Source organism: Streptomyces sp. NPDC053048 (genome assembly GCF_044547045.1).
Taxonomy (GTDB): Bacteria; Actinomycetota; Actinomycetes; order Streptomycetales; family Streptomycetaceae; genus Streptomyces.
Genome location: NZ_JBITZS010000007.1, coordinates 404,230 through 418,586 on the forward strand (window position 1 = coordinate 404,230; position 14,357 = coordinate 418,586).

General features: G+C 72.6%; 9 protein-coding genes. 3 read left to right on the forward strand and 6 right to left on the reverse strand.

Annotated elements, in window-relative coordinates:
• Positions 1–84: 84 nt before the first annotated feature.
• Positions 85–954, forward strand: a complete 870-nt coding sequence (locus tag ACIG36_RS21220; RefSeq protein WP_399929877.1) for a Cof-type HAD-IIB family hydrolase — start codon at positions 85–87, stop codon at positions 952–954.
• A gap of 37 nt (positions 955–991) precedes the next feature.
• Here the strand turns inward: ACIG36_RS21220 and ACIG36_RS21225 are convergent, their stop codons facing one another.
• The 6 genes from ACIG36_RS21225 to hisC all read right to left on the reverse strand — a co-directional run bounded on the left by ACIG36_RS21225 (position 992) and on the right by hisC (position 11,330).
• Entirely contained in the window at positions 992–2,053 is a 1,062-nt protein-coding gene (locus ACIG36_RS21225; RefSeq protein ID WP_399929880.1) for a M23 family metallopeptidase, read from the reverse strand.
• A 122-nt stretch (positions 2,054–2,175) separates the two neighbouring features.
• A complete protein-coding gene (locus ACIG36_RS21230) occupies positions 2,176–3,855 on the reverse strand; it encodes a GAF domain-containing protein (RefSeq protein ID WP_399929883.1) in 1,680 nt (559 codons plus the stop codon).
• A gap of 9 nt (positions 3,856–3,864) precedes the next feature.
• Complete coding sequence (gene cydD / locus ACIG36_RS21235) at positions 3,865–7,404, reverse strand: thiol reductant ABC exporter subunit CydD (RefSeq protein WP_399929886.1); 3,540 nt, start codon at positions 7,402–7,404, stop codon at positions 3,865–3,867.
• A gap of 16 nt (positions 7,405–7,420) precedes the next feature.
• On the reverse strand, positions 7,421–8,422 hold the full coding sequence (gene cydB / locus ACIG36_RS21240; RefSeq protein WP_399929889.1) for a cytochrome d ubiquinol oxidase subunit II: 1,002 nt from the start codon (positions 8,420–8,422) through the stop codon (positions 7,421–7,423).
• Positions 8,423–8,447: 25 nt separating this feature from the next.
• Positions 8,448–10,028, reverse strand: a complete 1,581-nt coding sequence (locus tag ACIG36_RS21245) for a cytochrome ubiquinol oxidase subunit I (RefSeq protein WP_399929892.1) — start codon at positions 10,026–10,028, stop codon at positions 8,448–8,450.
• Positions 10,029–10,253: 225 nt separating this feature from the next.
• Entirely contained in the window at positions 10,254–11,330 is a 1,077-nt protein-coding gene (gene hisC / locus ACIG36_RS21250) for a histidinol-phosphate transaminase (RefSeq protein ID WP_399929895.1), read from the reverse strand.
• Positions 11,331–11,665: 335 nt separating this feature from the next.
• Between hisC and ACIG36_RS21255 the strand changes: the two genes are divergently transcribed.
• Entirely contained in the window at positions 11,666–12,778 is a 1,113-nt protein-coding gene (locus tag ACIG36_RS21255) for a LacI family DNA-binding transcriptional regulator (protein WP_399929898.1), read from the forward strand.
• Between the two features lie 329 nt (positions 12,779–13,107).
• Positions 13,108–14,229: a metallophosphoesterase family protein gene (locus tag ACIG36_RS21260; RefSeq protein WP_399930117.1), complete on the forward strand. Its 1,122-nt coding sequence runs from the start codon at positions 13,108–13,110 to the stop codon at positions 14,227–14,229.
• Positions 14,230–14,357 lie beyond the last annotated feature (128 nt).

A 14,357-nucleotide genomic window follows, 5' to 3' on the forward strand; every position in this document is an offset into this window, starting at 1 on the left:
TCCCCCGCGCGCTGCCCGGCTCAAGAGTGCGCCCCGACCGTACGCTTGTGCGCCCCCACCCGTCCGGTGGACGAGAATGGGGCCGTGACTTCCGCTACCGAGCCCGAGACCCCGGCAGCCCGTCGGCCGGCCGCCACTCCCCGGCTGATCGCCACCGACCTCGACGGCACCCTGCTGCGGGACGACCACACGGTCTCCGACCGTACGGTCGCCGCCCTGGCCGCCGCCGAGGCGGCGGGCATCGAGGTCTTCTTCGTCACCGGCCGCCCGGCCCGCTGGATGGACGTGGTCAGGGACCATGTGCACGGGCACGGCCTGGCGATCTGCGCCAACGGGGCCGTGGTGGCCGATCTGCACGACGGGGGCCGGTTCATCGAGGTCCGGCCGCTGCCGGAGGCCGCCGCGCTGGCCATCGTCCGCGCGGTGCGCGCCGCCGCCCCCGCCTCGGCCTTCGCCGTCGAGCGGACCACGGGCATCCACTACGAGCCGGACTATCCGCCCTTCCGGGCCGAGCCGGGGGCGGGCATCGCCTCCGCCGAGGAGCTGCTGGACGGCGACGGCGACCACGGCGGGCCCATCGTCAAGCTGCTCGCCTTCCACCCGGAGCTGGCCCCGGACGAGTTCCTGGACCTGGCCCGCACGGTGGCCGGCGAGCACGGCTCGTTCACCCGCTCCAGCCCGACCGCGCTGCTGGAGATCAGCGGTTCGGGCGTCAGCAAGGCCAGCACCCTGGCCCAGTGCTGCGAGCGGCGCGGCATCGCCCCCGAGGAGGTCGTGGCCTTCGGGGACATGCCCAACGACCTGGAGATGCTCGGCTGGGCCGGTACCTCGTACGCCATGGCCAACGCGCACCCCGAGGTGCTGGCCGCCACCACGCACCGCACGGCGGCCAACACCGACGACGGCGTGGCCGTGGTGATCGAGCAGATCCTGCACGGCCTGCCCCGCCCGTAGGAGCCGTCGAACGCTGTGACGCCGGGATCTCCCGGCGTCACAGGTCGACGCCTCGCGTCCGCAGCCAGCCCACCGGATCGACGGCGGACCCGAACTCCGCGGACTTGCGGATCTCGAGGTGCAGATGCGGGCCGGTGGAGTTCCCGGTGGTCCCGGACAGCCCGATCCACTCGCCCGCGCGCACCTGCCGGCCCTGCGGCAGGAGCGGCGCCGACAGGTGTGCGTACAGCGAGTACCAGCCGCCGTCGTGCCGGAGCACCACGCTGATGCCGAACGGGCCGCCGCACCCGATCGTGATCACGGTGCCGGCCCCGACCGCCCGCACGGGCGTGCCGGTGGGCACGGCGAAGTCCTGGCCGGTGTGCGTGCCGCTCCAGTGCGTGCCCGTGCCGCCGAAGCCGGCGGTCAGCTGGTACGACAGCAGCGGCCGCGTCCAGCCGCTCGGCGAGACGGCCGCCGCCCGCCCGGCAGGGCCCTGGTTGTCCTGGACCTCGCTCTGAAGGCCGTCGAGGTCGACCGGCGTGCAGCGGCCGCTGCGGACGGACGCCTCCGCCATGCTGTTCAGCTCACCGCGCGCCTTGCTCAGCTGCTGCTCGAGGGCGGCCTTCTCGCCCCGCATCCGGTTCACGTCGGCGTCCAGGGCGGTATAGGAGTCGGCCGTGGTCATCTCCTCGTCGGCCAGCGCACGGCGCCTGCTGTCGGCCTGGATCAGCATCCGCGCCAGCCGCTCCCGCCGGTCGGTCTCGCCCCACTGCAGCTCCAGCAGGCCGACGGGGTCCTCCGCCAGCGCCGTGCTGCCCAATGCGGTGAACCCGGCGGTGCGGTACTGCGCGCGGGCGGCGGCCCCCGCGTCCTGGCGCAGGGCCACCGAGACGATCCGCTGACCGTCCAGCTCGCGGCCCAGCCGCCGCACCTCGGACCTGTGGTGCCCGGCGGTGCGCAGCCCGCGCTCGTACCGCTGAGCCGCCCGTCCCGCCTCCCGCGCCAGCCGGACCACCTCCGAGCTCACACGGGCGAGCCGCTCCGGCGCCCTGAAGGCGGCGGAGGGCTGCGGGACGGGCACCGGTGACACCGCCATCCACAGGGCGCACAGCGCCACGCCGGAACGATACGAACATCGCATGTTCGCGATCTTGGCGCGGGCGCCACTCGAGCGCGCCCGCGCAGGACCGTTCGGAGGAACGTGTACCGCTGAACGGCGCCCTCAGAAAGGACACACCCTCACAGGGGCGCTTCCCACACCACCTTGGTGCCGCCCCCGTCCTCGCCCAGGCCCGGCCCCCAGGAGCTGGAGCCGCCCAGCGACTCGGCCCGCTTGGCGAGGTTGCGCAGCCCGCTGCGGCGACCGCCCTCCGGGATGCCCACGCCGTCGTCGGCGACCGTCAGCCGCACCGCCTCCCGCCCGTCCGGCAGGGTGGCCGTCGCGTCGACCACCACCTCGATGCGGGACGCGCGCGCGTGCCGGAAGGCGTTGGACAGGGCCTCGCGCAGCGCGGCGATCAGGTTCTTGCCCGTCCGCTCGCCGACCTTCGCGTCGACCGGCCCGACGAAGGCCGCGGAGGGCTGGAAGCCGAGCGGCACGGCCGCCGTGCCGAGCTCGCGCAGCACGCGCGTGCGCAGCCCGGCGGGCGCCTCGGTGGGCTCCTGCTGCAGGGCGAAGATGGCCGTCCGGATCTCCTGGATCGTCACGTCCAGCTCGTCGACCGCCTGTCCGACCTTCACCCGCACCTCGGGCACGACGGCGAGCCGCTGGGCGCTCTCCAGCAGCAGCCCGGTGGCGAACAGCCGCTGGATGACCAGGTCGTGCAGGTCCCGGGCGATCCGGTCGCGGTCCTCGAAGACGGCCAGCCGCTCACGGTCGCGCTGCGCCTCGGCCAGGACCAGCGCCAGCGCGGCCTGCGCGGCGAACTGGGCCGCCAGGGTGCGCTCGGTGGCGGTGTACTTGCGCGCGCCGCGCCGCCGGGGGGTGGCGAGCGTGCCCAGCACGCGGTCGCCGCTCTTGAGCGGCAGCAGCATGCTGGGGCCGAAGCGGGGGGCGACCTCTGTGATCATGCGCGGGTCGGTGGCCGAGTCGTCGATGAACACCGGTTCCCCGGCCAGCAGCTGGGAGACGACCGGGCTGTGCGGCGGTATCACCGTCCCCAGCAGCCCGGTGGGGTCCTCGGCGGAGACGGCCACTATCTCCAGGCCGCCCTCGTCGTCCGGCAGCAGCACGATGCCGGCGGCGGAGTCGGCGAGCCTGCGCGCCTGTTCGGCGACGACCGACAGCGCGTCCTCCGCGTCACTGCCGGACAGCAGCGCCGTGGTGACGGCGACCGACCCGTCGATCCAGCGCATCCGCTGACGGCTCTCGTCGTGCACGCGCGCGTTGCCGATGGCGATGCCCGCCTCGGTCGCCAGGATCTTCACCATGTGCAGGTCGGCGACGTCGAACTCGCCGCCCCCGCGCTTCTCGGTGAGGTACAGGTTGCCGAAGATCTCACCGCCGACGCGGATCGGTACGCCCAGTGCGTGCTGGCCGTCCGGGAAAGCGGCGATGTCGTCGTTCTCGGCGGCCCGCTCCTCGCTCACCCCGTACGTGATGAAGTCCGACAGCCCCTCACCCGAAGGGTCGATGACACCGATGGCGGCGTACCGGGCGTCGGCGAGCTCGGCGGCGGTCTCGGCGATCCGGTCGAGGGTGCTGTGCAGCTCGGGCCCGGTGCCGACCGACCGCATGGCCTCCAGCAGCTGCGGCACCCGCCCGGTCAGCTCGGTGGACAGCCCCTGGAAGCTGCGGGTGGCCTCCGTGGCGGCCTCCGCGGCCTCCAGCGACTCCTGGGCGCCCTCGGGAACGCTGTCGGGCACCTCGGGAACGCCGGGGGAGTCCCGGGGGGCGGGGGGCTGATCCTTCGCGGCCATGGCACGAGCCTAATAAGTGCCATTTGCGAGGGAAAGCGTCGCGCAGCGGGTGTCCGCCGCCGGAACGGCCTCCTCGGCGGCCTCCCGTTCCAGCATCCGCCGGAACGGCCCCGCCGTGCCCGCCAGCTCCTCGTACGCGCCCCGCTGCACCACCCGGCCCCCCTCCAGCACGATCACCTCGTCGACGGCGGCCAGCCCGGCCAGCCGGTGGGTGATCAGCACGGTCGTACGGCCTTCGGTGGCCGCCAGCAGGTCCGCGGTCAGCGCGTCGGCCGTCGCGAGGTCCAGGTGCTCGGCGGGCTCGTCCAGCACCAGGACGGGAAAGTCGGCGAGCAGGGCGCGGGCCAGCGCCAGCCGCTGCCGCTGACCGCCGGAGATCCACGCGCCGTGCTCACCGACCAGTGTGTCCAGCCCCTGCGGGAGGTCGTCCACCCAGTCGAGCAGCCGCGCGGCCCGCAGCGCCTCGCGCAGCTGCGCGTCATCCGCTCCGGGGCGCGCGAGCCGCAGGTTCTCGCGCACGGAGCTGTCGAAGATGTGCGCGTCCTGCGCGCACAACCCCACCAGGCGCCGCACCCCGTCGCCGTCCATGGCCGCGGCCGGGCGGCCGGCGAGCGTGTACGAACCGGCCTCGGCGTCCAGGAAGCGCAGCAGCACCTGGGCGAGCGTCGTCTTGCCCGCCCCCGACCGCCCCACCACGGCCACCCGGCGGCCCGCCACGAGCTCGAGGCCGAAGCCGTCCAGCACGGGCGCGGCCTGCCCCGGGTAGCGGGCCGTCAGCTCCGACAGCCGCAGCGGGAACGGGGAACCGGGCGCGGGCAGCGAGCCGTCGCGTACGGGCACGGGCGCGTCCAGCACCTCGTACACCCGCTCGGCGGAACACCGCACCCGCTGGCGGTATTGCACCGCGAGCGGCAGCCCCGCCACCGCCTCGAACGCGGCCAGCGGCACCAGCACGACGACGGCCAGCCACACCCCGCCGAGCCGCCCGTCGTGCACGGCCGGCACACCGGCCCAGGCCGTCGCGGCCACCGTCAGGCCACACGCCAGGGCCGAAAGACCCGAGCCGAGGGCCGTGGCGGCGGAGGCCCGGCGCGCGATCCGGGTGAGCGCCCCGTCGGCGCTCCGCAGCCGCTCCAGCCGCCCGGACAGCGCGCCCGCGACGGTCAGTTCGGCTGTTCCGGAGAGCAAGTCGACGACCTGGGTGGACAGCTCACCGCGCGCGGGCGCCAACTGCCGTTCGGCACGCCGGGCGACGGCGGCCGACAGCACGGAGACGGCGAGCCCGGCGGCGAGCAGCCCGGCTGCCAGCAGCGCACCCGCCTCCGGCAGCAGCCAGGCGGTGAGACCGACGGAGGCGGCGCCGACGACGACGGCCGAGCCGACGGGCAGCAGCCAGCGCAGGAAGTAGTCCTGCAGCGCGTCCACGTCCGCGACCAGCCGGGAGAGCAGGTCACCACGGCGGGAGTCGCGCAGCCCGGCGGGCGCGAGCTGTTCGAGCCGCCGGTAGACCGAGACCCGCAGCCCGGCCAGCACGCGCAGCACGGCGTCGTGCGAGACCAGCCGCTCGGCGTAACGGAAGACGGACCGCCCGATGCCGAACGCGCGCGTGGCCGTGACGGCGACCATGAGGTAGAGCACGGGGGGCTGCTGCGAGGCCCGCGAGATGAGCCACCCGGAGGTGGCCATGAGCCCGACGCCGCTGCCAAGGGCCAGGGCGCCCAGCAGCAACGCAGAAGCGAACCGTCCCTGGAGTGGGCGTCCAGCGGCCCGCACTCGGGCGAGAACCCCCGCGCTGCGCGCGGGGTCGAGCCCACCTGCCCGCCCATCACCCGGAACCGCAGGGGCGGTGACCACTTCACCTCGCGCTGCCGGGCGAACGGGCGGGTGGGTGGGCGAAACCTCCGGCCCGAAGGGCCGGCCCCCCAGACGAACCGTCCGGTCGGCCACGGCGAGCAGGGCGGGCCGGTGCACGACGAGCACCACGGTGCGGCCCACCGCCAACCGCCGTACGGCCTCCACGACGGCGGCCTCGGTCTCCCCGTCCAGCGAAGCCGTCGGCTCGTCCAGCAACAGCACGGGCCGGTCCGCCAGGAAAGCCCTGGCCAGCGCCAGGCGTTGCCGCTGCCCGGCGGACAGCCCGGCCCCGTCCTCACCGAGCGGGGTGTCAGACCCCTTTGGCAGCATGGAGACGAACTCGAGCGCACCGGCAGCGCGCAGTGCCTCGCGCACCTGCGCGTCCGTTGCCTCGGGCCGGGCCAGCCGGACGTTCTCGGCGACGGTCCCGGCGAAGAGACGGGGTCGTTGCGGAACCCAGGCCACCTGGTTCCGCCAGCTTTCGGGGGAGAGCGATGACAGATCCGTACCGCCCACCAGGACCCGCCCGTTCTCGGGCCGTTCGAAGCCCAGCAGGGCGTTCAGCAGCGTGGACTTGCCGGCTCCACTGGGGCCCGTCACGGCGACCGTCTCCCCGGGGCGCACCTCGAACGAGGTCTCGGCCAGCGAGGGTTCGGCCCGGCCCGGGTGCCGCACCACGAGCCGGTCGACGGCGAGCACCGCCTGCCGCGCGTCCGGCGCGGGCAGCGTCCCGGCCGCCGGCGGCTCGGTCTCCAGCACCGCGAAGACCTCGTCGGCCGCCGCCAGGCCCTCCGCCGCCGCGTGGTACTGGGCGCCCACCTGGCGCAGCGGCAGGTAGGCCTCGGGCGCCAGGACCAGCACCATCAGGCCGGTGTACAGGTCGAGTTCGCCGTGCACCAGCCGCATGCCGATGCCGACCGCGACCAGCGCCACGGACAGCGTGGAGAGGAGCTCCAGCGCGAAGGAGGAGAGAAAGGCCAGCCGCAGCGTCCGCAGCGTGGCCCGCCGGTAGTCGGCGGTGATCGCCCGGATCGATTCGGCCTGCGCCTTGGCCCGGCCGAAGACCTTGAGCGTCGGCAGCCCGGCGACGACGTCGAGGAAGTGCCCGGACAGCCGCGACAGCAGCCGCCACTGCCGGTCCATCCGGCTCTGGGTGGCCCAGCCGATCAGGGCCATGAACAGGGGGATGAGGGGAAGGGTGAGGACGATGACAAGCGCCGAGAGCCAGTCGGCGGTGACGATACGGGCCAGGACGGCCACGGGCACCACGACCGCGAGCCCCAGCTGCGGCAGGTAGCGCGCGAAGTAGCCGTCCAGCGCGTCGATTCCGCGCGTGGCCAGCGTGGTCAGCTCGCCGGTGCCGCGGCCCGCCGCTCCCGGTCCGAGCCGTGTGGCGTGCTCGAGCAGCCGGGTGCGCAGCTGGGACTTGACCGCCGCGCTCGTGCGGTGTGCGGCCAGCTCGGTGAGCCAGGACACCGCCGCCCGGCCCACGGCGACGGCGGCCAGCAGCGCCAGCGGCACGGCCAGGTCACCGGCCGACTGCCCGGCCTCGAAGGCGCCGGTCACCACCTCGGCGATCAGCATCGCCTGGCCGACGACCAGCCCGGCCCCCGCCAGGCCGAGCACGACGGAGGCGGCGAGGAAGAACCGGGTCGCGGAGGCGTACTTCAGCAGCCGGGGGTCGACGGGCTTCATGGCGAGGGCCCCGGCCTCAGTGCGCCACGGGGATGTGCCGGGTGCCGATCCGCTGCCGGAACACCCAGTACGTCCAGGCCTGGTAGCCGATGATCAGGGGGGTCATGAAGCCCGCGACCCAGGTCATGATCTTCAGCGTGTAGGGGCTGGAGGCAGAGCCGGCGGCGGTCAGGCTCCACGCCGGGTCCGAGGAGGAGGGCAGGACGTCGGGGAACAGGGCGAGGAAGATCATCGCGAAGACCGCCGCGACCGTCACTCCCGACAGGGCGAACGCCCAGCCCTCCCGGCCCGCGCGGTTGAGGACCAGGGCCACCAGCAGCGCCACGACGGCGACGACGGCCGCCGGCAGGCTGCGTCCGTTGCCGGACGCGGCCTGCGTCCAGCCCAGGAAGGCCGCGCCGAGCACCACGGCGGCCGGTCCGTACCACGCCGCCTGCGCCCGCGCCCGGTGCCGGATGTCCCCGTCCGTCTTCAGCGCCGCGAACACCGCGCCGTGGAAGGTGAAGAGCACCAGCGTGAACAGGCCGCCGAGCAGCGCGTAGGGGCTCAGCAGGTCGAGCACGTCACCCGTGAAGTTCTTGTCCGGGCCGATCGGCACACCCCGCACGATGTTGGCGAAGGCGACGCCCCACAGGAAGGCCGGCAGCAGCGAGCACCAGAAGATCGCGTGCTCCCAGTTGCGCTGCCAGCGCTCCCCGGGCCGCTTGTGCCGGTACTCGAAGGCCACGCCGCGCACGATCAGGCAGACCAGGACGGCCAGCAGCGGCAGGTAGAAGCCGCTGAAGAGGGTGGCGTACCAGTCGGGGAAGGCGGCGAAGGTGGCGCCGGCGGCGGTGATCAGCCAGACCTCGTTGCCGTCCCAGACCGGGCCGATCGTGTTGATCAGCACCCGGCGTTCGGTGCGGTCCCTGGCGAGGAGCCGGGTCAGCACGCCGATGCCGAAGTCGAACCCCTCGAGGAAGAAGTAGCCGGTCCACAGGACGGCGATCAGCAGGAACCAGAAGTCGTGGAGGTGCATGGTCGTCTCTCCGTTCCGCCGCGCGTCAGTACGCGAAGGTCATCGGCCGGTCGGCGTCCTCGGGCCGGGCGCCGCCCGCCCCGCCCCCCGGCATCCGCAGCCGGGGGTCCTCGGCCGGCGGCTTCTCGTCGGTGTCCGGGCCGGCCTTGCCGTACTTGAGCAGCAGCTTGACCTCGACCACGGCGAGGACCGCGTACAGCGCGGTGAAGACGGCCATGGAGGTCAGGACCTCGCCCTGGCTCACGCCGGGCGAGACCGCGTCACCGGTCTTCATCAGCCCGTAGACGCCCCAGGGCTGACGGCCCATCTCGGTGAAGATCCAGCCGAAGGAGTTGGCGATCAGCGGGAAGCCCATGGTGAGGATGCCGATGCGCCAGGACCACTTGGTGAAGAAGGGGCTCATCTCGCGCGTCCTGGTCAGCATCAGGCGCGGGATCTCGTTCTCGCCCGTGCGGTACTCCGGGGCGAGCCAGAGCTTCCTGCGCGTGGTCCACAGCCCGATGAGGGCGGCGACGAAGGAGGTCATCCCGAAGCCGATCATCAGCCGGAAGCCCCAGAAGGTCATGAAGATGCTGGGGATGTAGTCCTCGGGCGCACCGCCCCAGCGCGCCGCCGACTGGGCGGCGAGGTCGTTGATGCCGGGGACCGCGTCGGAGAAGTTGTTGTGGGCGAGGAAGGAGAGCAGGCCGGGAATCTCTATCTCGACACTGTTGTGTCCCTTGGAGACGTCGCCGACGGCGAACACCGAGAACGGCGCGGGCGCCTGGGTGTCCCACAGGGCCTCGGCGGCCGCCATCTTCATCGGCTGCTGCTCGAACATCACCTTGCCCAGCTCGTCGCCACTGACGGCCGTGCCCATGCCGGCGATCACCGCCACGACCAGGCCGACCCGCAGCGAGGCCAGCATCGCCGGGAGCTGCTTGCGCTGCTTGTCGGCCAGCTCCTCGCCCTTGATCTGCTTGCGCTTGGCGCGCCACAGGTGGAAGGAGGAGACGCCGACGACGAAGGCGGCACCGGTGAGGAAGGCGGCGGTGAGGGTGTGGAAGACGACGACGAGCGTGGTGTTCTGGGTGAGCACCGCCCATATGTCGGTCAGCTGCGCCCTGCCGGTCGCCTTGTCGACGGTGTAGCCGACGGGGTGCTGCATCCAGGAGTTCGCGGCCAGGATGAAGTACGAGGACAGGATCGTGCCGACGGCCACGATCCAGATGCACGCACAGTGGATCTTCTTGGGCAGCTTGTCCCAGCCGAAGATCCACAGTCCGATGAAGGTGGACTCGAAGAAGAAGGCCAGCAGGGCCTCCATCGCGAGCGGCGCCCCGAAGACGTCACCGACGAAGCGCGAGTAGTCCGACCAGTTCATGCCGAACTGGAACTCCTGCACGATGCCGGTGACCACACCCATCGCGATGTTGATCAGGAAGAGCTTCCCCCAGAACTTCGTGGCGTGGAAGTACTTCTCCTTGCCCGTTCGGACCCAGGCCGTCTCCAGGCCGGCCGTGATCGCGGCAAGACTGATCGTGAGCGGTACGAAGAGGAAGTGGTAGACGGTCGTGATGCCGAACTGCCAGCGCGCAAGCGTCTCCGGAGCCAAAGCCAGATTCACTCGGTCTCTCCTTGCCTCTAGCGCCTCCGTCGGCACATGCCGCCGACGTTATGCCCTTGTATGGCCCAGATAAAGCGGGACATAAAGGCAGGCTTGTGAACGCGTTCACATTCACAAGCATTATGACGCACGGGCTTTTCGGACAAGCAGCCGGGGTACCCCCTTCGGCCCTGGCGCGAAGGGGATACCCCGGATCGGTTGGGCCCGGTGGTCCGGGCCGGCCGGCTACAGCTCCTTGCGGAACTCCTCGGCGGCCCGCAGGAAGAGGTCGTTCGCCTCGACCTCTCCGATCGTCACCCGCACGCCTTCCGGGAACGGCCGTACGACCACGCCCGCGCGCTCGCACGCGGCGGCGAAGTCCTGCGAACGCTCGCCCAGCGGCAGCCAGACGAAGTTGGCCTGCGACTCCGGCAGCGTCCAGCCCTGCCCGGCCAGCGCCTCCACCACCCGGGTCCGCTCCGCCACCAGCGCGTCCACCCGCTCGCGCAGCGCGTCCTCGCTGCGCAGCGAGGCGACCGCCGCATCCTGGGCCACCTGGCTCACGCCGAACGGCACGGCCGTCTTGCGCAGCGCCGCCGCCACCGGCTCGTGCGCGACGGCGAACCCGATCCGCAGCCCGGCCAGCCCGTACGCCTTGGAGAACGTCCGCAGCACGCAGACGTTCGGCCGGGTGCGGTAGAGGTCGATGCCGTTGGGGACGCTGTCGTCGCGGATGAACTCCAGGTACGCCTCGTCGAGGACGACCAGCACGTCGGCGGGCACCCGGTCCAGGAAGGACTCCAGCTCGGCCCGGCGCACCACGGTGCCCGTGGGGTTGTTGGGGTTGCAGACGAAGATCAGCCGGGTCCGCTCGGTGATCGCGGCCAGCATGGCGTCCAGGTCGTGCACATCGCCCTCGGCCAGCGGGACCGGCACCGGAGTGGCGCCCGAGACCTGGGTGATGATCGGGTACGCCTCGAAGGAGCGCCAGGCGTAGATCACCTCATCACCCGGCCCCGCGGTCGCCTGGACCAGCTGCTGGGCGACGCCCACCGAGCCGGTGCCCGTGGCCAGGTGCGACAGCGGCACGTCGAAGTGCTCGGCCAGCTCGGCCATGAGTCCGGTGCAGGCCATGTCGGGGTAGCGGTTGAAGGAGGCGGCCGCCTCGAGGGCGCTCTCCAGCACCCCGGGCAGCGGCGGATAGGGGTTCTCGTTGGAGGACAGCTTGTACGCGACGGGGCCGCCGGCGGCCGCCGGTCGGCCCGGCTTGTAGGTCGGCACACTGTCCAGCGCCGCGCGCAGCTTCGGGGTCTTCTCGGTCACCGCGGGATCCTCCTCCACCTCTGAAGCGAATACTGCACACCTTATGAGGATTGCCCCGGGCGGCGTCCAGAGCGATGGGAGCGCTCCTCTTTCCCGTGCGCGCCGTGGCGGACGCCGTGGCGCGCATCCCCCGTGAAGGTGAGTTGAGACCTCTTCGATACCTGGACCATTCATCAGACGTGGAGAGGCACCAGGCCGACAGCCCCCCGAAGAGCGGCTCAACTACCTGCATTTCCATGATCATTGAGCGAAATCGGCAGAGCAGAAACGTGCCTGTCAACAGTCAAATACGCCGCCCTGCCAAAGGACCACCCGAGCCCTACTATCGGGTCGCCATGACAGCAGCAGGGAAGCATCAGGTGAGCCGGGCGGAACCCTCCCGCAGGGGCAGCCGGCAGGGACGGGCGGGCATCCGTGATGTGGCCGCCGCCGCCGGGGTTTCCATCACGACCGTCTCCGACGCGCTCAACGGCAAGGGCCGGCTACCGGACGCGACCCGCCGCCACGTCCGCGAGGTCGCCGACCGGCTGGGCTACCGCCCGTCGGCCGCGGCCCGCACCCTCCGTACGGGAAAGTCCGGCCTCATCGGCCTGACCGTGACCACCTACGGGGATGAACCTTTCACCTTCACCGAGTTCGCCTACTTCGCGGAGATGGCCAGAGCCGCCACGTCCGCCGCGCTCGCGCGCGGCTACGCCCTGGTGATCCTGCCCGCCACCTCCCGGCACGACGTGTGGTCCAACGTCGCCCTCGACGGCACCGTCGTCATCGACCCCTCCGACCACGATCCGGTGGTTTCCGACCTGGTCCGCCAGGGCATCCCGGTCGTCTCCGACGGCCGCCCCGCCGGCACGCTGCCCGTCACCGCCTGGGTCGACAACGACCACGAGGCCGCGGTGCTGGGCATCCTCGACCACCTCGCGGCCGCCGGCGCCCGCCGGATCGGCCTGCTCACCGGCACCACCACCGACACGTACACGCGCCTGTCCACCACCGCCTACCTGCGGTGGTGCGAGCGCGTCGGCCAGGACCCGGTCTACGAGGAGTACCCCGCCCACGACCCGTGCGCCGGCGCCGTGGCCGCGGACCGGCTGCTGGCCCGGCCCGACCGGCCCGACGCGGTGTACGGGCTGTTCGACCCCAACGGCACCGACCTGCTCGCCGCCGCCCGCCGCTACGGCCTGCGCGTCCCGGACGACCTGCTGCTCGTCTGCTGCAGCGAGTCCACCGTGTACGCCACCACCGAGCCGCCGATCACCACGCTCTCGCTCAAGCCCCGGCGGATCGGCACCGCGGTCGTCCAGCTGCTCATCGACGCCATCGAGGGCCTGGACACCGGCCGACCCGTGGAACAGGTCATACCCACCGAACTGATCGTGCGGACCTCCTCCGAACGCCGCCCGCCGCGCACCACCGTCAGCGCGCCGCGCGGACCCGCCACCACCTGAACGAGCGACCCCTCCGAGGCGCCCCGGCACCCTCCGCACACCCCGGCGGAACCGCCCGCGCCCCGACCCGCGTCAACCGGAAGTGACCCACGTCCGGCGCACGGGGAAGCAGGCCCCGGACCCGGGGGAGCCGCCCCGGCACCCGGCTGACCGGCGCGAACGGCTCATCAAACGGCTCATTTAGGGAGAAATGACCGGCGATCCCGGTCCCGCGCCCCGATTCACGGCCCCTGGTGCGTCACAAGCCGCGACGGTCATTCCTATGATGGGCGCACGACACCACGGACCGCCATCGACCAGGCAAGGTCCACAAGGTGCACGGCGGCGCGATGGTGGAGGGGTCGATGACTCAGGGGGCCGGGCAGGGACCTGCGGCACGGACCACGGCGGCGATGCAGCCCTTCCCCGGGTACGCCGCCCACCCGCCCATGCCCGGATACGGGCACGCGGCGCCCGTCCAGGCCGCTCCGGAGTATCCGGAGTACCCCCAGGGGTACACCCCCACCGCACGCGATCTGCCGGTCATCGGCGCGGGCGCCCCCCAGGACGTCCCCACCGTCGAGCTGACCCCGATCGCCCCTCCGCAGCCCCAGCACCAGCCGCAGCACCCGCCGGTGCCCGCCGGCCGCGGGCCGCTGTACGTGGTCGGCGACGTGCACGGCTACCTCGACGAGCTGTACGAGGCGCTGGCCGCCCAGGGCCTCATCGACGCGCACGGCCACTGGGCCGCGGGCAACGCCCGGCTCTGGTTCCTCGGCGACTTCACCGACCGCGGGCCGGACGGGGTGGGCGTCATCGACCTCGTCATGCGGCTGTCCGCCGAGGCCGCCGCCGCCGGCGGCTACTGCAAGGCCCTCATGGGCAACCACGAGCTGCTGCTGATCGGCGCCAAGCGGTTCGCCGACACGCCCGTGAACTCCGGCGCCGGCACCGCCTCCTTCCAGGCCGCCTGGCTGCTCAACGGCGGCCAGCGCACCGACATGGAGCGCCTGGAGGACCACCACCTGCAGTGGATGTCGCGCCTGGACGCGATCGCCGAGGAGGACGGGCACCTGCTGGTGCACTCCGACACCACCGCCTACCTGGAGTTCGGCGACTCCATCGAGGACGTCAACGACGCGATCACCGAGGCCCTGCAGCGCAACGACCCCGACGAGGTCTGGGACCTGTTCCGCAAGTTCACCAAGCGGTTCGCCTTCCGCGACGAGGACGCCGGCCCGATGGCCGTGCGGGAGCTGCTGCAGACCTACGGCGGCAGCCGCATCGTGCACGGCCACAGCCCCATCCCCTACCTCCTGGGCGAGGTCGGTACCGAGGACGCGGACGGCGAGGACGGCACTCCGCTGGTCGAGGGACCGCACCTGTACGCCGACGGGCTCGCGCTGGCCATGGACGGCGGCGTCACAATGGCCGGAAAACTGCTGGTGGTGCAACTTCCGCTGGCAGGCTGAGGGTTCAGCCGCCCGATGCACGGGCAGGTGCTGAGTTCCACCACAGCGGGGTAATTCGGGAAACCGGCTGTCACCCCGCGCCGGTGCGGCTCTACCATCGGCTTATCCGTAGCAGGCTCTCCTCCGTT

Bases quoted from the DNA above. Each gene is read 5' to 3' on its own strand.
- ACIG36_RS21260 (WP_399930117.1), top strand. From the start codon at position 13,108: ATGGTGGAGGGGTCGATGACTCAGGGGGCCGGGCAGGGACCTGCGGCA.
- ACIG36_RS21230 (WP_399929883.1), bottom strand. From the start codon at position 3,855: ATGGCCGCGAAGGATCAGCCCCCCGCCCCCCGGGACTCCCCCGGCGTT.
- cydD (WP_399929886.1), bottom strand. From the start codon at position 7,404: ATGAAGCCCGTCGACCCCCGGCTGCTGAAGTACGCCTCCGCGACCCGG.
- ACIG36_RS21255 (WP_399929898.1), top strand. From the start codon at position 11,666: ATGACAGCAGCAGGGAAGCATCAGGTGAGCCGGGCGGAACCCTCCCGC.
- cydB (WP_399929889.1), bottom strand. From the start codon at position 8,422: ATGCACCTCCACGACTTCTGGTTCCTGCTGATCGCCGTCCTGTGGACC.